Annotated in this window: 15 protein-coding genes; all 15 read left to right on the top strand. The window is 56.6% G+C overall.

Features of this window, described 5'->3' with window-relative positions:
• A partial coding sequence (locus GXX34_08410; protein ID HHW07529.1) for a 6-hydroxynicotinate reductase occupies positions 1-621 on the top strand: 621 nt, incomplete at its 5' end.
• A 1-nt stretch (position 622) separates the two neighbouring features.
• Positions 623-1,480: a UPF0280 family protein gene (locus GXX34_08405; GenBank protein ID HHW07528.1), complete on the top strand. Its 858-nt coding sequence runs from the start codon at positions 623-625 to the stop codon at positions 1,478-1,480.
• Between the two features lie 21 nt (positions 1,481-1,501).
• Positions 1,502-2,095: an amino acid synthesis family protein gene (locus GXX34_08400; GenBank protein ID HHW07527.1), complete on the top strand. Its 594-nt coding sequence runs from the start codon at positions 1,502-1,504 to the stop codon at positions 2,093-2,095.
• A gap of 23 nt (positions 2,096-2,118) precedes the next feature.
• Positions 2,119-3,027 (top strand): NAD(P)-dependent oxidoreductase, encoded by a 909-nt coding sequence (locus GXX34_08395; protein HHW07526.1) that lies wholly within the window; start codon positions 2,119-2,121, stop codon positions 3,025-3,027.
• A 10-nt stretch (positions 3,028-3,037) separates the two neighbouring features.
• A complete protein-coding gene (locus GXX34_08390) occupies positions 3,038-4,447 on the top strand; it encodes a serine dehydratase (GenBank protein ID HHW07525.1) in 1,410 nt (469 codons plus the stop codon).
• A gap of 21 nt (positions 4,448-4,468) precedes the next feature.
• Positions 4,469-5,680, top strand: coding sequence for a 3-isopropylmalate dehydratase/homoaconitate hydratase family large subunit (locus GXX34_08385; protein ID HHW07524.1), 1,212 nt, complete (start codon positions 4,469-4,471; stop codon positions 5,678-5,680).
• Positions 5,677-6,201 carry a 3-isopropylmalate dehydratase gene (locus GXX34_08380; protein HHW07523.1) on the top strand — a complete coding sequence of 175 codons (525 nt, stop codon included), beginning with the start codon at positions 5,677-5,679 and terminating at the stop codon, positions 6,199-6,201. The genes GXX34_08385 and GXX34_08380 overlap by 4 nt, the downstream gene beginning before the upstream one ends.
• Positions 6,201-8,045, top strand: coding sequence for a 2-methyleneglutarate mutase (locus GXX34_08375; GenBank protein ID HHW07522.1), 1,845 nt, complete (start codon positions 6,201-6,203; stop codon positions 8,043-8,045). Before GXX34_08380 ends, GXX34_08375 begins: the two co-directional genes overlap by 1 nt.
• A complete protein-coding gene (locus tag GXX34_08370) occupies positions 8,046-9,191 on the top strand; it encodes a 3-methylitaconate isomerase (protein ID HHW07521.1) in 1,146 nt (381 codons plus the stop codon).
• Positions 9,192-9,219: 28 nt separating this feature from the next.
• Complete coding sequence (locus tag GXX34_08365; GenBank protein ID HHW07520.1) at positions 9,220-10,671, top strand: glutamate mutase; 1,452 nt, start codon at positions 9,220-9,222, stop codon at positions 10,669-10,671.
• Positions 10,668-11,537, top strand: coding sequence for a carboxyvinyl-carboxyphosphonate phosphorylmutase (locus tag GXX34_08360; protein ID HHW07519.1), 870 nt, complete (start codon positions 10,668-10,670; stop codon positions 11,535-11,537). The genes GXX34_08365 and GXX34_08360 overlap by 4 nt, the downstream gene beginning before the upstream one ends.
• Before the next feature lie 60 nt (positions 11,538-11,597).
• Positions 11,598-13,226, top strand: coding sequence for a hypothetical protein (locus GXX34_08355; GenBank protein HHW07518.1), 1,629 nt, complete (start codon positions 11,598-11,600; stop codon positions 13,224-13,226).
• 233 nt (positions 13,227-13,459) lie between these two features.
• Positions 13,460-15,181 (top strand): ATP-dependent protease LonB, encoded by a 1,722-nt coding sequence (gene lonB, locus GXX34_08350; protein ID HHW07517.1) that lies wholly within the window; start codon positions 13,460-13,462, stop codon positions 15,179-15,181.
• A 289-nt stretch (positions 15,182-15,470) separates the two neighbouring features.
• A complete protein-coding gene (gene lon / locus GXX34_08345) occupies positions 15,471-17,801 on the top strand; it encodes an endopeptidase La (protein ID HHW07516.1) in 2,331 nt (776 codons plus the stop codon).
• A complete protein-coding gene (locus GXX34_08340; GenBank protein HHW07515.1) occupies positions 17,798-18,394 on the top strand; it encodes a YihA family ribosome biogenesis GTP-binding protein in 597 nt (198 codons plus the stop codon). The genes lon and GXX34_08340 overlap by 4 nt, the downstream gene beginning before the upstream one ends.
• The last annotated feature ends 163 nt before the right edge of the window (positions 18,395-18,557 follow it).

Here is an 18,557-nt window from a genome sequence, read left to right as displayed (position 1 = left end):
GCGGAAGTGGGCATGACCTGGAGCGGGGTCATCCCCAACGCCAGGAAGAGCACCCGGGGCCGTTATTTCGGTGAACACGGCGACGGTTGGGGCGGTACTCATATCGAAAACCCGAGAGATGCCATTAAGGAAGTGGACATGTCCGTGGCCAAACCCGGTATCAAGATCCTGGTCACGGAAACCACCGGGCAGAAAGCGGCTCTCTTTACCGTCAATGAACGGGGAGAAGTGGAGGAGATCCCCATGACGCCGGAAGTGCAGGCGGTGGTGGACCTGATTGCCGCCAACTGCGAAGAAGCCCGGGTCTCGGCTCTCTATGTGGGCGGTACCGGCGGCAGTGCCAGGGCGGGGGTCACCAACTACCCCGTGAAACTGTCGGAAGCCGTGCACAATAACGAAGCAGTATTAACCGTAGGCGGCGCCCCGGCATTTGTATTGCCGGGTGGCGGGATCAACTTCATGGTTGACGTGGAGAAAGTGGTGCCCAAAGCCTTTACCTGGGTACCCACGCCGGCTACCGTGGCTCCCATCGAATATACCATGCGGAAAGACAAGTATGCAGAAATTGGCGGACACGTGGACAAGATCGTACACGTATCGACTGTGAAAAAAGGTGAATAGGGTGCTGCAATTTCTGAAACCGGGGAAGTATTACCTGGACTACGGCCCCATCCAGATGACCATTCAAGCCTATAAATACCATGAGCCGCTGGAAGAGGAGATCATTGCGGCGGCGGCTTACGCCGGTGAACTCCTGGAGCAGCTTTCCCGGCACTTGAAGCTGGCCCGGATCCCGGCGGTGCAGATCCAGCAGGTAGAAGGCCTCCCGTTGATCCTGCAGCGAATGATCCGCGCCGCCGGGAACTGCCGGGAACCAGGCCTCACCTCCATGGCGGCCGTGGCCGGGGCCTTTGCCGACGAAGTGGCGGATTACCTGGTGCGGCAAGGAGCCACCAGGGTCATCATTAACAACGGCGGCGATCTCGCCATCCGGATCAAAGATGACAGCACTGTGCGGGTGGGATTAACCTCGTCTATTGATGTCTACGCTTCTGATTATGTCTTGGAGTTGGACAGTCAAAGCGGCATTGGTGGGATAGCTACCAGCGGGCTCGGCGGGCGGGGTTTGACCAGGGGCATAGCTTCGGCGGTCGTGGCCTTGGCTGCGGATGCCAGCACCGCGGATGCCTGTGCCACGGTCTTGGGGAACAGCACCTTTTATCCCCATCCCGGGATCAAACAAGTGCCGGCGGAAGAGCTGGATCCCCAGACGGATATCCCCGGCCAGCTGGTCACCGTTTCCGTGGAGGGTGTGGACGAAAAGACCTATGAAAAAGCATTGCAGCAAGGGATAGCCATGGCCGGGGAATTTGTCAGCCGGAAGCTGCTGGTAGCTGCCGTGGTGTGCACCGGCGGCTTGACGGCTGTAGAACCGGCAGGGTGGAAAAATAAAATCATGCCTGTGCACCAGGCAAAGTAAAAAGTGGAGGTGCCATGATCAATGAGCAACGAGACTTTAACCATTAGAAAAATATATACCGTGGTAGAAGAAACCCATGGTGACGGGGTTACCAAGCTGGTACAACCCACACGCAAGGCAGCGGCCGTCGCTGTTTTCAAGAACCCCTTTGCGGGCCGTTATCAAGAAGACTTGAGCTTGCTCTACAAGTGGAGCGAAGAGCTTGGCGCCATTCTAACCAAAAAGGCCGTGGACGCTTTAGGCATTAAGCCGGAAGAGGTGCACAGCTACGGAAAAGCGGCCATGGTGGGAGAACAAGGAGAATTGGAACATTGTGCCGCCGTGCTTCACCCGGCCCTCGGCAAACCCATGCGGGAAAATGTGGGTGGCGGTAAAGCCATCATTCCCTCGGCGAAGAAATTAGGGTATCCCGGTTGCGCTATTGATGTGCCTCTTCACTTTAAAAACGCCTGCTATGTGCGTTCCCATTACGACGCCATGGAAGTCCGCGTGCCGGATGCCCCCAGGGCCGATGAAATTGTTTTGATCGTGGTGGTGACTGATTCCGGCAGGCCCTTACCGCGGATTGGCGGGCTGCAGTTACACGAAGTAAAAGGAGAAGACGGCTTAAGATAAAGGGTTATCAGGGGGAAAGCAGGATGAAAATCGGTTTTATCGGGGTTGGAGCCATGGGCAAACCCATGGCCACCAACCTTTTGAACGCAGGTTACGAACTGGCGGTTTATGATATCAATCAAGAAGCCGTATCCGAGCTGGTGGCCCTTGGGGCTGCTGCGGCAGCATCACCTGCCGAGGCGGCAAGGGGTAAAGACGTGGTGATTACCATGCTGCCCAATGCCAAGATTGTAGCGGCTACCATGGAAGGTCCCGGAGGTGTTTTTGCCGGAGCAGAACCGGGCACGATCATTATCGATATGAGCAGTGTGGCGCCGGGGGATACCAGGGCCATGGCCGCTAAAGCGGAGAAGCTGGGTTTGGCTTACTTGGACGCCCCGGTCAGCGGCGGGGTGGCGGGGGCCGCAAAAGGCACTCTGACCATCATGGTTGGGGGGCCGGAGGAAACGGTGGCCCGAGTGAGAGCCATCTTTGAAGTGCTGGGACAGAAAATCTACCATGTGGGGCCCGTAGGAAGCGGCGACGCCGTCAAAATCGTGAACAACCTGTTGTTGGGCATCAACATGGCCGCGGTGGCCGAGGCCCTGGTGCTGGGGGTGAAATGCGGCCTGAAACCGGAGGTCCTGTATGACATCATTTCCGTGAGCTCCGGCAGCAGCTATGCGCTGCAAGCCAAGGTACCCAACTTCGTGCTTAAGGGTAATTTTGAGCCCGGTTTTGCCGTTGACCTGCAGTATAAGGACCTGGAGCTGGCCGTGCAGACGGGCAAGGAACTGCAGGTACCCCTGTACCTGACCAACGGCGCGCAGCAGGTTTATGAAACCGCCAGGGCAGCCGGCCTGGGCCGGAAAGACATCTCGGCGGTGATACAGTTGTGGGAAAAACTAGTGGGAGTGGAGGTAAGGAGTGGACAAGTTGACCAGGGAGAGTAACTTGGATCAAGTGATCCGGTTGGCTGAAGAAAAAGCTTATAAACTGGGCGCACTGACCATCAGTGAAACCGTGGAACTGGCGGAACAGCTGGGGCTGTCTTTCAGTGAGGTGGTGATCGCGGAAGCGATGTACGAAGAAGATTTGTCCCGGGAAGAAGTGCTGGCTCAAGTGGAAGGGGCTTTCCAGCATAACCTGTCCGCCATTGAGATCGGGCTCACCTCCGGCAAGAGTTTCCTCATGGGGGAAACCGCCAGGGAGCTGGCCGAGAACGATTTTGCCAAGAAAATTGTGGGAGACGACTTTCTGAATAAAGCCTTAGTTTACACTGTGGCGGCCCAAATCGGCAACCATTCCGTTGGACTGGAGCCCTGTGCCGGGACGGGGGATTCCTGCCCTTATACCGGCCTGTTCAGAGCCATGCTGGAGTGCTACCCGAAGGAAAAAGCCCTCCAGGCGGCGGCCGCCATGCTGAAAGTAGGTACCATTTTCCGGGAAGGTAAAGTTTCCACCGGCTGCAACATGGAAGGCTTTGGGGCCGGAGCGGCGGCTACGGCTGCGGCCTTCGTGGAGCTGAAGGACGGCAGTGCCGCCGCCGTGGAAAGGGCGATTACACTCGCCGTGTCACCCACCATCGCTAACCCCTGCACGCCGCGGGTGATGGTGGCGGGATTGTGTGCCACCCATATCTGCGGTGCCCTTTTGATGGGCAATTTGGCCGCCGGGTTAGCGGTGCATACCGGTATTCCCGTCCTGGTGCCGGCGGATGTCATGATCGCCATGGCTGCGGAAATCCATACCGTGTCTGCCAAGCACGTGGTTCCCGTGGTCAACCGGTACATGCGAGCCTTTTTCAAAACCAACGCCGCCGTGGAAGCCTATATCAGCCCGGAGATCAAGAGCAAGGAGAAAGCCTTGGCGGAAGAAACGGTGCAAGGGGCCCGGGAGAAAATGCGGGAGCTGGCCGGCAAGGCCAATCCCATCGTCAAACCCTTCGGCCCAGCGGTGGTGGGGGGCAGCAGCCAGGCGGTGGGTTCGCCGACGAACGCTGCCCGGGTAGCTCACTACCTGGCCAGGGGCACCGTGACCAAAGTGGTGGTCGAGTTGTACCCGGAGCTTTTCGCCCGCCGGGGCATCAACCTGCCCGGTATTTTGATGGGAGCCTGTTTCGGGGCCCACACTGGCGACGGGCAGATGTATCATCAGGTCATGGATAAAGTGAAAGCGGCGGGTATCGAGGTTGAGGTCAAGGAAGTGGATGAGCCGCAGCTGCAGAGGATTACGGTCATGGCCACAGAGCGGAGTTCCATGGTGGAGAGCCTGAACCGGGGCGGCGGGCGCATTGCCATCCGGGATGCCATGCCCTCCAAAGATGAAGCTTTAAAAGCGGCGCAAGAGCTTGGCATCGTGGTGACGGATTGAGGAGTAGAGGTGAAGGGACTCATGAATATCATTGAAAAATACTTGGCGGCAGCCGCCGGTTTGAGGGAAGTGGCTCCCGGTGAGGACATTACGGTCAATGTGGAACTGGTGGTGGCCCATGACGTGACCGGTCCCATGGCCATTGAAGAATTTAAGAAAATAGGCGTGGACCGGGTCTTCGACCCGCAGAAAGTGGTTTTTGTCTTTGACCATATCATCCCTGCGGCCACGGTGGAAGCAAAAACCCTACACAACAGCGTGAAAAGATTCCAGCAGGATTTTGGCGTCATCCTCTATGACCGGGCCCAGGGAGTTATCCACCAAGTGGTGGCGGAAAAACACCGGGTGGCGCCGGGCCGTATCGTGGTGGGGGCCGACTCCCATACCTGCACCGCCGGCGCTTACGGGGCGGTGGCCATTGCCGTCGGGGCGACGGAATTGGCGGCGGCGATGGCTACAGGAAAGCTGGATCTGGAAGTGCCGGAGACCTATGAGATCCGCTTGACAGGAGAACTGCCGCCCGGTGTCTATGCCAAAGACGTGATCTTGCACCTGATCGGCCGTTTCGGTACCGACGGTTTCACTGATAAAGCCGTGGTTTACACCGGGGCCGCGGTGAGAAACATGTCCCTGGATGATAAGATGACCATTTCCAACATGGGCATCGAGATGGGGGCCATGATCAGCTTGTTTGCGGCAGAGGATGACATTGGCACCGTGAAAGAGACCTATGTCATCGATCTGTCAACTTTATCGCCCAGCGTGGCCTGTCCCCATTCCCCCGGCAATGTGAAGCCGGTGGCGGAAGTGGCTGGGACGAAAATCACCCAAGTGGTCATCGGCAGCTGCACCAACGGGCGCTTGAGTGACATGCGGGTGGCGGCGGCAGTATTGCAAGACCGGCAGGTGCATCCCGGTGTGACCATGCTGGTGGTACCTGCCTCGGAGCAAGTGCTGTCCGAGATGGAAAAGGAAGGTTTAACGGCATTATTCCGCCGGGCCGGTGTCATTGTTACCAACCCGGGCTGCGGTCCTTGTTTCGGGGCTCATATGGGGCTGGCGGCGGAAGATGATGTGGTCGTTTCCACCACCAACCGCAATTTCCCCGGCCGGATGGGGCATAAGAAGGCCCAAGTCTACCTGGCCTCTCCCAGGACGGCGGCGGAAAGTGCGGTAGCCGGGCATATTGTGGTCCCGGGGACGATTGAGCCGGTAGGGGGTAATGGGCAATGAGTTTTGCTTGGAAAATCAAAGGGAAAATATGGGTCTTTGACCATGACATCGATACCGACCAGATTTTACCCGGTTATGCCATGGCGGCGCCCCGGCACAAGCTGCGGGAGTACGCCCTGGCCGGCAGCGCCCAGCCTGATTTTGCGGCCCGGGTGCAGCCGGGGGACATCATTGTCGCCGGGAGGAATTTCGGCTGCGGTTCCAGCCGGGAGCAGGCGCCGGTGGCTTTAAAAGAAGCAGGCGTATCCTTGGTCATCGCTGCTTCCTTTGCCAGGATTTTCCGGCGGAATGCGGTCAATATCGGGCTGCCGGTGCTGGTGGCGGATCTCCTGCCCTATGTTACACAAGGTGACGTCATCGAGGCGGACCTGAAAAAAGGACAAATCCTTCTTCCTCATACCGGCATGGTGGTACAGGCCCAGCCGTTGTCACAAAACGTGATGGAAACTCTGGCCGCAGGCGGCTTGATTAATAGGATCAGGAAACAGCTGGGCATAGCGTCTGAGGAGGTGTTACCGTAATGCAGGAAAAAACAATGCAAATCATTATAGAGGATTACGACCGGGTGCAGGCCTACGCCAGGGTGTTCGGCGTGGAGATGCCGGTGGTAAGTAAAGACGGTTCCGTCAAAGGCTTGCCGGCCCCCTATCCGAGAGTTGTGCACGGGGTGGAAAGAGGGGGTCACCGGATCGCCCAGCTGGGACGGAAAGCCAGGGAGACCGGGATCCCGGTGATGAACCCGATTTTGGGGCGGAATACCGCTGAGGAAACCTACCGGGAATCCCAAGCCATGTACGAGATGGCGGAGAAACTGGGGATTACCATGTTTCACTTCGTGCACGCGGAAGCCACCCGCCATATTGACCCCCTGGATGGGGAGGAGCTGATTATCCAATCCCGGGGCAAGGGAGGCATTACGCCCAGGGGCGAAAGGGAGTTTGTGGCTTTAGGCGGCGGAGCGGTGCATCCTATCCGGATCAACGCCACCGGGGATACGCCGCACCTGTCCATTCTCAATGCTTTCTTGGCCGGTTTTGACGGGACGGATATCGGACCGGTGATTCACGTGCATTTCGGCGGGCGGGGCATCCACGATTACAAGACCAAAGTCCTGAACGGCTTTAAAGCTTTACAAATTTGCGGCGAGAATAACATTTTTGTTCAGATAGATTCCCATAAACACTTGAACAATATCGAAGGCACCGACGGCATGGCCCTGGCCATGTGCCTCTTGGCCGAAGGTTTGGCGGTACTGGCGGGCCTGCCCAGGGAACTGGCCAGCCTCCAGATGAACGTGGGCGGCATCAACTTGTTGGCCGACCTGGCCGTCATGCAGGCCTTTAGACAATGCATGTGGAGCGAGCATCTCATTGTGGTGCCGGAGACCTTCCAGGATCCGCCGCCGGATTTGATCGCAGAGCAGGCCCACTTTGCCCGCATGGCCATCAGCGCTAAACTGGGCGGGGCTGATTTCTACCGTCCAAAAGCAGCCGAGTCTGTTGGGATACCGACGGGCAATTCCATGGCGAAAGCCATCATGGCCACTCAAGACGTTTTTGAGAGGGTGGCAGGGATAGAAATCAACGATCCAAAGATCCAGCAGCGGAAAGAAGAAATCATCGCCGAAGCCATGGCGGTACTGGGGGCAGCCCTGCACCGGCAGGAGGAACTCACCCCGGCTGACATCACGCCGGATTTCTGGATGAAGTACGAGCCGGAAGAGTTGGTTGAATTGATCGTAGCCGCCGGTAAAGGGGGCGTGTTGGACGCGCCAAGGGCAGGCGGCTGGGACCTGAAGAGAGGTGTGAAAACCCACCGGGATCAGGACGGTATCAGGAGATATATTCCCGGCTACGGTCCCGCCAAGGTGGACCCGGCGAAACTAGCCTTTACCAAGGCTCAGGTTCCGGTGCCGGAGGGACCGAAGGTCACCAAAGAGGCCAAGATCGTGCTGGCCACGGTGGGGGCCGACGCTCATGTGGTGGGCATCAACATGATCAAGGAAGCCTTTGAAAAAGCAGGTTTTGAAGTGGTCTTCTTAAGGGGCATGAATATCCCGGAAACCGTGGCGGAAGTGGCCGCCGAAGCCAAAGCCAGGATTGTGGGCGTCAGCAACCTCTTGGGCCTGGGCTTGGAGCTGTTCCCGCGGGTGAGGCAGCGGCTCAAAGCCCTGGGGCTGGAAGAACAAACCCTGGTGATCGCCGGCGGGCGGATTGCGGAGAAAGAAGAAGAGCACGCCATGTTTGAAGAGAAAATCAAGACCGAAGGTGCCGGTTTCTTAGGTGTCGATGCCTTTTTCGGGCCGGGTACCGATCCTGACGATGTGGTGAAATGGGTAGAGAAGAAACTGGAGGAGCTGAACTAAATGGAGCAGATCATGATACGCTGCACGATTATGCGCGGGGGTACCAGCAAGGGCATTTTCCTGCACGAAAATGACCTGCCGAAAGACCAAGAGAAAAGAGACAAGCTGATCCTGAGTATTTTCGGCAGTCCCGACGTCCGGCAAATCGACGGTTTGGGAGGGGCCGATCCCCTCACCAGCAAGCTGGCCATCGTGGGCCCCTCCAGCCGCCCCGATGCAGATGTAGACTACACTTTCGGACAAATCAGCATCGATAAAGCGCTGGTGGACTACTCCGGCAACTGCGGCAACATTTCTTCCGGAGTCGGACCCTTTGCCATCGATGAAGGACTGGTAAGAGCGGTGGAGCCGGTGACCAAAGTCCGCATTTATAACACCAACACGGGCAAAATCCTGGTGGCGGAGGTGCCGGTGAAAGACGGTAAGGCCCAAGTGATGGGGGACTACGCCATTGCCGGGGTGCCCGGGACCGGGGCCAAGATCATGATGGATTTCGCCGGTACGGTGGGAGCCGCCACCGGGAAGATGCTGCCGACAGGTAATGTAAAAGATGTGATGTACGTGGAAGGAGTAGGGGAAATCGAAATCTCGGTGGTGGATGTGGCCAATCCCATGGTCTTCGTGCGGGCCTCGGATTTGGGCTTGAAAGGTACGGAAACACCGGCGGAAATCGACGGGGATGCGAAGATGAGACAGATTCTCGAAACCATCCGGGCGAAAACGGCGGTGCTGATCGGCATGGCCGCCACGGAAGAAGAAGCCACCTTGAAATCTCCGGCTTTCCCGATGCTGGCCTTTGTCTCCCCGCCCCAGTCCTACAAGTCATTTACCACCGGTAAGGAAATTGCCGCGGGGGACGTGGACCTGGTGTCCCGGTTAATGTTCATGCAGGTGATGCACAAAACCTATGCCGGTACCGGCACTACCTGCACCGGTGCGGCAGCCAAAATTCCGGGCACCATTGTGCATGAAGCCTGTGCCTCCCAGGACGCCCGGGTGCGGATCGGCCACCCGGCCGGGGTTTTGGAAATTGAAGTAGAGACGGAAACCCGGGATGGGCAAGTGGTCTTGAAGAGGGCCGCTTTTGGGCGGACGGCCAGGCGGATTATGGACGGTTACGTGTACGTGCCGCTGAATAAAATTTAGGATGCCTTGAAGGTAGAGGAGTTTGCCTATGACCAGTGTTCAGGAAAAGCGCTATATCTACGTCTATGATGTAGGAAGTACCTACACCAAGCTCGCCTTGTTCGAGAAAAGGGGAGAAGGGCTGGCCTTCCTGGGCCGGTCCCAGGCACCGACCACGGTGAAAAACATCACCGAGGGTTTAAGCAACGCGAGATACAACCTGATGCCCGTCGGCGCCGGGGAGGTTCCCCAGGAGACTTATGCCTCCAGCAGCGCCGCCGGAGGGCTGAGGATGGTGGCCATGGGTTACATGCCCAGGGTGACGGCGAAAGCCGCCAAAGAAGTGGCTATGAATGCCGGGGCCCGGGTGCTGGAGATTGTCTCCCACGAGGATCCTGATGAATACAAGGTGCAGGTGTTGCGGGAGATTAACCCGGATATTATCCTGCTGGCCGGCGGCACCGACGGCGGCGACGAGGAGTCCCTGCTGGAAAATGCCGGGGTTATTACCGCCAGCCGGGTCAAGGCCGTGGTCATTATCGCCGGCAACATTGCCGCCCAGCCCAAAGTGGAAGCGGTGCTGAAGAGTCACAATGTGCACTGCATCCGGGTACCCAATGTGATGCCCACCATCCATGAGTTGCGGGTGAAGCCGGCCAGGCAGGCCATCCATGAACAGTTCATCAGGCAAATCACCAAAGCCCAAGGATTGCACAAACTGCTGGAGGTGGTTTCCGACGGCCGGGTTACCCCGACGCCCGGTGCAGTGCTGTTGGGTGCGGAGCTCTTGGCCCTCGGTACCCCTAACCTGGAGGGCACAGGGGATCTGGTAGTGGTCGATGTAGGCGGGGCCACGACGGATGTCCATTCCATCCTGCCTTCTCTGGCGGCTGTGCCCGATGAGGAAAAGGGCTTGGTGGTTCATAACGAAAAGCAGACTTCCTACCGGACGGTGGAAGGCAATCTAGGCCTGCGCGTCAGCGCGAAAGGAATTGTCGAGACCGTGGGCGTGAAGCGCCTGTTGGAAAAGGTTGGTCTTACCGGCGAGCATTATGAAGAAAAACTCCTGGCCTATACCAATTACTTAGAAGTTAACCCCGATCACGTTGCTTGCCGGGAAGAAGAAGTTTTATTTGACGAGGCTTTAGCCATTGCTGCCGTAGAGGTGGCCTTGAAACGCCATGCCGGCTTTATTTCCCAGGAACACGACCCGGTCATGGGCATTGTTCCCGGTACGCCGGTAGGTAGGGACCTGCGCAAAGTGAAGAAAGTGATCGCCGTCGGAGGCATCTTTACCCATTCCGAGCCGGAACGGGCGGAGAGGATCATCCGCAAGGCGCTGGAGAAACCGGGGTTTTCGCTCATTCCCACAGCACCGGAAATCGTCATCGATAAGAATTATCTCATGTACGCCACCGGTATCTTGGCCGGAGTGTATCCTGACGAAGCATTATCCTTGGCGAAAACCATTTTCAGCAGGAGAGGAGATGTCGCACCATGAGTGTACGCAAAAGGTTAAGGCAATTGTTGGAAGACAGCAAAATTCTAGTCGCTCCAGGGGCCCATGATGCGCTGGCAGCCAGGATTATAGAATATGTAGGTTTTGATGCCGTATATATGACCGGGTACGGCCAGGCGGCCAGTCACCTGGGACAGCCGGATGTGGGGCTTTTAACCATGACGGAAATGCTGACCAGGGTCAACAATATTGCCGGTGCCGTCAGCATCCCGGTGATTTGCGATGCCGATACCGGTTTTGGCAATGCGGTCAACGTGATCCGGACGGTGCAAGAATACGAAAAGGCCGGCGCTGCCGCCATCCAGTTGGAGGACCAGCTGTCGCCCAAGAAATGCGGCCATATGACCGGCCGGCAGGTGATCCCGGCGGAAGAAATGGTCCTCAAGATTAAAGCGGCCGTGGCGGCCAGGCGGGATAAGGATCTGGTGATTATCGCTCGCACCGATGCCAGGACCATCCATGGGATCGAGGCAGCGGTGGAGCGCGGGAAAATGTACGAGGAAGCCGGTGCAGATGTCATTTTCATCGAGTCGCCGGAGACCAGGGAAGAACTGGCATACATTGCGTCCAGTTTCAAGGTGCCGGTGTTGGCCAATATGGTGGAAGGCGGGCGGACACCGCTTTTGACCACGGACGAGTTGGAAAAAATGGGCTTCAGTCTAGTGATCTTTCCGACGGCATCGGTTTATGTGACGGCGGCCGCGGTGAAAAAGTTGATGGAAGAGTTGATGCGGGATGGAACTACTAAAGGAATGATGGATCAAATGATCCCGTTTGAGGAATTCAACAACCTGATCGGTTTGCCCAGGATTAGAAAAATCGAAGCAGGCCAGTTTGACGCAGTCTAAAGGGAAGGGGCACTTCCCTTTAGACATGCTGTCAAGTGTGGCCAAAAGGGGAGAGCTGGTTTGGTGAAAAAACTATCGTTAAAAACGATGGTCTTGGCTTTACTGTTACTGCAGTTTGGCGCCGGTGCCGGGGCGGTTTTCTATTTGTCCCGGCAAGGCGGTTTAGGGGCCGGCAGCATGATCCTGTTAATTGGTCTGCAGCTGGCGGTGATGATTCTTTCCTATTTAATTTACTCCATATCCTTAAGGCCCCTGGCAGATATGATGTCCCAGTTAAAATCGGTGGCATTAGGAAAACTGGACTACCAGAGTAAAACCGGTATGGTTGCGGAATTCGGGGTCCTTTCCCAAGCCCTCGAACAAGCGGTGCAGCATGTCAGGGGATCTATCGGCAAGTTTTATACCGTGTCGGAGCAGGTCTTCCTGGCTGCGGAGGAATTGGCCCTCCATACCGCTGAACTGACGGCTTCAGCCAAGGAAATCTCCGATGCCATGACCGGGATTGCCTCCGGCGCGGAGCAGCAATCGGCTTCGGTGCAAGAGATGCTGGCCAATGCGGAGGAAGTCCATACCTCTGCGGCCAATGTTAATGCCCAAGTTGATGCATCCCATGCATATTTGGAGGATTTGAAAAAGGATTTCACCGGCTTGAAGCAGTTGATGACCCAGCTGGTAAGCAGCATCGAGGAAACCTCCTACCTTTTGCAAGAATCTATTCGCAAATTCGGGAAGCTGGAGAAAGAGGCCAATAAGATTGGCGAAATTGTGGATGTGGTACAAGACATTGCCGAGCAAACAAACCTGCTGGCGTTGAACGCGGCCATTGAAGCAGCCAGGGCGGGGGAATACGGCCGGGGTTTTGCTGTGGTAGCTGAGGAAGTGAAGGTGCTGGCCGAAACCTCCTCCCAGACCGTGCAGCAGATTAAAACCACGGCCCAGGTCATTGGGGATGAGATCGTTCACTTAGCACAGGCCATGCACCGGAACATGGGAAATACCGATGTGAACATTAAAGAAGCCAAGGATGCCAGGGAACGGCTGGAGGAAAGTATCGAAAAGTTGACGCGCATCGCCGGTGCCGTCACCCATATCAGGGAATTAAGCCAGATGCAGGCTGCGGCGGCGGAAGATGTGCAGAACATGGCCCAGGGAGTAGCGGCGGTGGCCCAGTCCAACGTGGCCGTGGTGGAGGAAGTAGCCGCCGGTACCGAAGAGCAGCGGGCGGCTTTGGAAACCGTAAATCAAAACGGGGAAAAGCTGAACCGCATGGCCAACGACATGCATCGCTATGTGCAGCAGCTGGGCGGGACGAGGGACCTGCTGGAGCACGAAAAGAGGTCCGTAGACCAGGCCCTGCAGTTTTTAAGGAACTTGAGCAGTGAAGTCATAAAGGCGGGACCCCACAGCATGCCTGCCGTGCTGGCAGCGGCCCAGGGGAAGTTCCCCGGCTTTGAGTCCTTAACGGTGGCTGACCCTAAAGGCAACGTCCTGGCCACCACCAACGAGGCCGCCAAAGGGGTAAACTTTTTTTACCGCCGCTGGTTTAGAGAAGCCTTGGCGGGTAAGGATGCTGTTTCCCAAGTTTACATATCTTCTCTTTCCGGCCGTTATATCGTGACCGTCGCCCTGCCCCTGTCCGGTGCCAAGCAGGGAGCCGGCGGGGTCTTGTTTGGAGCTTTATTTGTTTAGCCGTACAAGAATATGTCGTACATACTGAAATTGCAAAGACCACAATTAAGGCGATACCATCTATTATTTCATCTCGGAGATGAGGTCTTGCAGGTACTGTCTAGCTTGGAAAAGATGTAGTTAAGCCGGCAAATCTGGGCGGCCCCCGCAATTCGGGGCCGCCTTTTGCGGATAAAATTACCCTTGCTGGAGATACTATGTAACTGAGGAACATGAGGAAAGGGAGGAGTACGATGATCAATTACTCTTCCGGTCTCGGCGGGATCCTGGGGTTTATCCAGGTCTTTTTTGCCATCGTGATCGGGTTGTACTTCTGGAATCTCCTAAAAAGCCAGCAAGGGAACAGGATCGCCATCGAAAGAGAATCCCGCAAGGAAATGGAAAAGCTCGAAAAAATGCGGCAGATCCGCTTAACTGAACCCCTCAATGAGAAAACCCGTCCCACCTCCTTCGATGAAATCATCGGGCAGGAAGACGGGTTAAAGGCTTTGAAGGCGGCCCTCTGCGGCCCCAATCCCCAGCACGTGATCATCTACGGGCCCCCCGGGGTCGGCAAGACGGCGGCTGCCCGTTTGGTATTGGAGGAAGCAAAGAAAAACCCTGATTCCCCCTTCCGCGAAGACGCCAAGTTTGTGGAAGTTGACGGGGCCACCGCCAGATTTGATGAAAGGGGTATTGCCGATCCCCTGATCGGTTCCGTTCACGATCCCATCTATCAAGGCGCAGGGGCCATGGGCATGGCCGGGATTCCGCAGCCCAAGCCGGGCGCCGTGACCAAGGCCCACGGGGGTATTCTGTTCATTGACGAAATCGGGGAGCTGCACCCGATCCAGATAAATAAACTGTTAAAAGTGCTGGAAGACCGGAAAGTATTGCTGGAAAGCTCCTATTACAGTTCGGAAGACACCAACATCCCCAAGCACATCCACGACATCTTTCAAAACGGGCTCCCGGCGGACTTTCGCCTGGTAGCGGCTACCACCCGCCTGCCGGAACACATTCCCCCGGCCATTCGTTCCCGCTGCATGGAAGTGTTCTTCCGGGCCCTGCTACCTGAAGAAATCATGGTGATCGCCCGGAATGCCGCCAAAAAGGTGAACTTTGACATTGTGGAAGAAGCGGTGCAAGTGGTGGGGAAATACGCCACCAACGGCCGGGAAGCGGTGAATATCATCCAAATTGCGGCGGGGCTGGCCCAAACGGAAGGCCGCCACCAGATTACCAAAGAAGATGTGGAGTGGGTCATCCACAGCGGGCAGTATTCTCCCCGCCCGGAAAAGAAAATTCGTCCCCAGCCGCAGGTGGGATTGGTGAACGGGTTGGCCGTCTACGGCCCCAATATGGGCATGCTGATGGAATTGGAAGCCACGGTGATTCCCGTGGCCAAGGGCCAGGGTAAAGTGGTGGTCACCGGGGTGGTGGAAGAAGAGGAGATGGGTTCCGGTGACGGCAGGCGGATCCGCCGTAAGAGCATGGCCCGGGAATCCGTGGAAAACGTGCTGACCATTCTCCGCCGCAATTTGGATGTGGACCCCAGGGATTATGATATTCATGTGAATTTCCCGGGCGGAGTGCCCGTGGACGGCCCGTCGGCGGGAGTAACCATTGCCACGGCCATTTATTCCGCTATCAAGGAACTGCCGGTGGATAACAAGGTGGCCATGACGGGTGAGGTATCCATCCGCGGTGAGGTGAAGCCGGTCGGCGGCATCGTGGCGAAGGTGGAAGCGGCCCGGCAGGCGGGAGTGAAGAAGGTGTTTATCCCAAAAGATAACTGGCAAGATCTGTTTACCAGGATGACGGACATAAAGGTGGTGCCGGTGGAAAGGCTGGAAGAGGTCATCAAGGGTGCCCTGCCGGCGGAAACCTTGACCGCCGTTGGGGAAGGACGGCGGGTTGGCACGGAACTCTTAAGCGCCATGGGTTCTGCCAGCTTGCAAGTAAGCCATAAGTGAAAACGAGGGTCTCGCCGGTTTCCGGCGGTGGGGCACCGGTGATGAACCGGCGGCCCGGCCGGAAACGGCGGGGCCTTTCTTGTTGTTGTGGCTTGCAAAATAGATGGATTTCTTTTAGACTAGTACTACAGAGAGTGGAAGACTGTACCATGGACGCCGTTACCAGCGGTTTTTTGTATTTAAGCGGACTGCATTGCCAATCGGGGTTTTGTCTTCCTTTGATAAGAATACCGGGTGTGAACTATAGGAACAATAACGGATGTTAGCGTAGTCAGGAGGTGCAGGTGAAATGGCAAGGAACGCCGCCGAAGTACGAGAGCTGCCTCTTTTGCCTTTAAGGGGATTACTTGTTTTTCCGAATATGGTCATTCATTTGGATGTGGGAAGGGATCGCTCGGTCAACGCCATTGATGAAGCCATGAACAGCGACCGGGAAATTCTACTGGTGATGCAGAAAGATGCTCAGGTGGACGTACCTGATTTAGATGATGTCTACCAAATAGGGACCGTGGCCGAGATCAAGCAGCTGCTGAAATTGCCGGGCGGCACCATCAGGGTTTTAGTAGAAGGACTTACCAGAGCCAGGATTACGCGCCTTTTGGAAACCGACCCGGTGATGCGGGTGGAAGTGGAGATTCCCGGTGAGACCTATGAAAAGACCCTGGAAATTGAAGCGCTGGTGCGTAATCTGCGGGAGCTTTTTGAGCAGTATGTCAAGGTCAGCAAGAAGATCCCGCCGGAAACGGTGATGGCGGTGGTGGCCATCGAAGAGCCGGGCAGGCTGGCCGATGTTATTGCCTCCCATTTAATCTTGAAGCTGTCGGACAAGCAGGAGATCCTGGAGGCCATTGACATCAAAGAGCGCTTGGAAAAGCTGCTGCAGATTCTTACCAATGAGATGGAAATCCTGGAGCTGGAAAGACGGATCAGTGCCAGGGTACGCCGCCAGATGGAGAAAACCCAGAAGGAATACTATTTAAGAGAACAGTTGAAAGCCATTCAGAAAGAACTGGGCGAAAAGGACGAAAAAGCTGCGGAAGTCGACGAGCTGAGGGAAAAGATCGAGAAAGCCAAGCTTCCGAAGGCGGTGGAGGAAAAAGCCTTAAAAGAACTGGAGCGTTTGGAAAAGATGCCTCCCATGGTGGCGGAAGCCACCGTGGTCCGGAATTACCTGGACTGGCTGTTGTCCGTCCCCTGGTCCAAAGAAACCCGGGACCGGCTGGATATCCATGCGGCTGAAAAGATCCTGGATGAGGATCATTACGGTCTGCAGGATGTCAAGGACCGCATCCTGGAGTACCTGGCCATCCGGCAGCTGGCACCGAAAATCCGGGGCCCCATTCTTTGTTTTGTCGGTCCCCCCGGTGTCGGCAAAACTTCACTGGGCAAGTCCATTGCCCGCTGCCTGGGGAGGAAGTTTGTGCGGATGTCCCTGGGCGGTGTGCGGGATGAAGCGGAAATCAGGGGACACCGGAGAACATATGTGGGCGCCATGCCCGGCCGGATTATCCAGGGGCTGAAAAATGCCGGCACCCGCAACCCGGTTTTCCTGCTGGATGAAATCGATAAACTGGGCAGCGATTTTCGCGGGGACCCGTCCTCGGCCTTGCTGGAAGTACTGGATCCGGAGCAGAACAACTCTTTCAGCGATCACTACCTGGAAGTCCCTTATGACCTGTCCAAAGTGCTGTTTATCACCACGGCTAACGTGACCCATACCATCCCGCGCCCCCTGCTGGATCGCATGGAAGTCATCCAGATTTCCGGCTATACGGAAGAGGAAAAGCTGGAAATCGCCAAGCGTCATTTGCTGAAGAAGCAGATGCAGGAGCACGGCTTGAAAGATGACATGCTTACCGTCTCCGACAACGCCTTGAGAAAAATCATCCGGGAATACACCCGTGAGGCGGGGGTGCGGAACCTGGAACGACAGATTGCCACGGTCTGCCGGAAAACGGCCAGGGATATTGTAGCCAAGAAAGTCACTGCCGGAAAGATCACGTCGAAAAACCTTGATACCTACCTGGGCATGCCCCGCTATCGCAAGCGGCAGGCGGAGAAGCATAACGAAGTGGGGGTAGCCACGGGGCTGGCAGTGACGGAATTCGGCGGCGACGTCCTGGCGGTGGAAGCCACCCTATTAAACGGCAAGGGCAAAGTGACCCTCACCGGTCAACTGGGCGATGTGATGAAGGAATCGGCTTATGCCGGGCTGAGCTACCTGCGCTCCCGTTCCGAGGAGCTCAATATCCCGGAGGATTTCCATGAAACCATGGATATTCACATCCACGTACCGGAAGGAGCTATTCCTAAAGACGGTCCTTCGGCAGGCATTACCATGGCTACCGCTTTAGCCTCGGCCCTGACCAACCGGCCGGTGCGGAAGGACGTAGCCATGACCGGGGAGATCACGTTACGCGGCAGGGTGCTGGCCATTGGCGGGGTGAAGGAAAAAGTACTGGCCGCCCACCGGGTGGGTATCCAGCACATCATCCTGCCCAGGGAAAACGAAAAGGACCTGGAAGAAATCCCCGCTGAGATCAGGCGCAAACTCAAGTTTCACCTGGTGGAACACTTGGATGAAGTGCTGGAACAGGCGCTGGTCCGGGAGGAACAATGAAGATCACCTCAGCTGCTTATAAATGCACTGCCGTGAACCCCAGCCAGTACCCTAAAGGGGAGCTGCCGGAGATTGCCCTGGTCGGCCGTTCGAATGTAGGTAAATCCTCCTTCATCAACGCCGTCACCGGCAGGAAGTCCCTGGCTCGCACCAGCAGCCAGCCGGGCAAAACCAGGACCTTGAATTTCTATCTAATCAATGATGCTTTTTACCTGGTGGATTTGCCCGGTTACGGTTTTGCCAAGGTGAGCCAAGCGGAAAAGCAGCGCTGGGCCGCCATGATCGAAGATTACCTGCGCCACCGGGAGCAGTTGTGTTTTATCGTGCAGTTAGTGGATATCCGGCATGAGCCCACCGCTGATGATGTGCAGATGCATGAGTGGATCAAGGCTTATGACCTGGATGCGGCGGTGATTGCCACCAAGGCGGATAAGATCAGCCGCGGCCGGTACCTGCAGCATGCTAAGGTCGTGAGAAATAAATTAGGGATGGATCAGGACACCCCCTTAATTGTCTTCAGTGCGGTGGAAGGCACGGGGGTGGAAGAGGCGCGGAAGCTTCTCCTGACCGCCTCGCAAAACAGGGTTGGCTAGGCGCCAACCCTAGCTTGTTTACCATCTGTTACTCTAGCGTTCGGTGTTAATCGCCGGCTGCAAGGAGCCCTATTTGGGGATGAGCTCGGTCGCTCTCGGACGCCTCCCATTCGCACCTTAAGGTGCTCAGAGGTCGGCGTTCTTCCTCGAGCTCCCTCGCTCT

The organism is Clostridia bacterium, from assembly GCA_012840125.1.
GTDB lineage: Bacteria > Bacillota > DULZ01 > DULZ01 > DULZ01 > DULZ01.
Note: the sequence above shows the minus strand (reverse complement) of the source record. Positions and strands in the feature narration are given on the sequence as shown.

Coding starts and splice junctions, on each gene's coding strand:
- GXX34_08380 (HHW07523.1), top strand. CDS start 5,677: ATGAGTTTTGCTTGGAAAATCAAAGGGAAAATATGGGTCTTTGACCAT.
- GXX34_08360 (HHW07519.1), top strand. CDS start 10,668: ATGAGTGTACGCAAAAGGTTAAGGCAATTGTTGGAAGACAGCAAAATT.
- lonB (HHW07517.1), top strand. CDS start 13,460: ATGATCAATTACTCTTCCGGTCTCGGCGGGATCCTGGGGTTTATCCAG.
- GXX34_08375 (HHW07522.1), top strand. CDS start 6,201: ATGCAGGAAAAAACAATGCAAATCATTATAGAGGATTACGACCGGGTG.
- GXX34_08400 (HHW07527.1), top strand. CDS start 1,502: ATGAGCAACGAGACTTTAACCATTAGAAAAATATATACCGTGGTAGAA.
- GXX34_08365 (HHW07520.1), top strand. CDS start 9,220: ATGACCAGTGTTCAGGAAAAGCGCTATATCTACGTCTATGATGTAGGA.
- GXX34_08395 (HHW07526.1), top strand. CDS start 2,119: ATGAAAATCGGTTTTATCGGGGTTGGAGCCATGGGCAAACCCATGGCC.
- GXX34_08385 (HHW07524.1), top strand. CDS start 4,469: ATGAATATCATTGAAAAATACTTGGCGGCAGCCGCCGGTTTGAGGGAA.
- lon (HHW07516.1), top strand. CDS start 15,471: ATGGCAAGGAACGCCGCCGAAGTACGAGAGCTGCCTCTTTTGCCTTTA.
- GXX34_08370 (HHW07521.1), top strand. CDS start 8,046: ATGGAGCAGATCATGATACGCTGCACGATTATGCGCGGGGGTACCAGC.
- GXX34_08340 (HHW07515.1), top strand. CDS start 17,798: ATGAAGATCACCTCAGCTGCTTATAAATGCACTGCCGTGAACCCCAGC.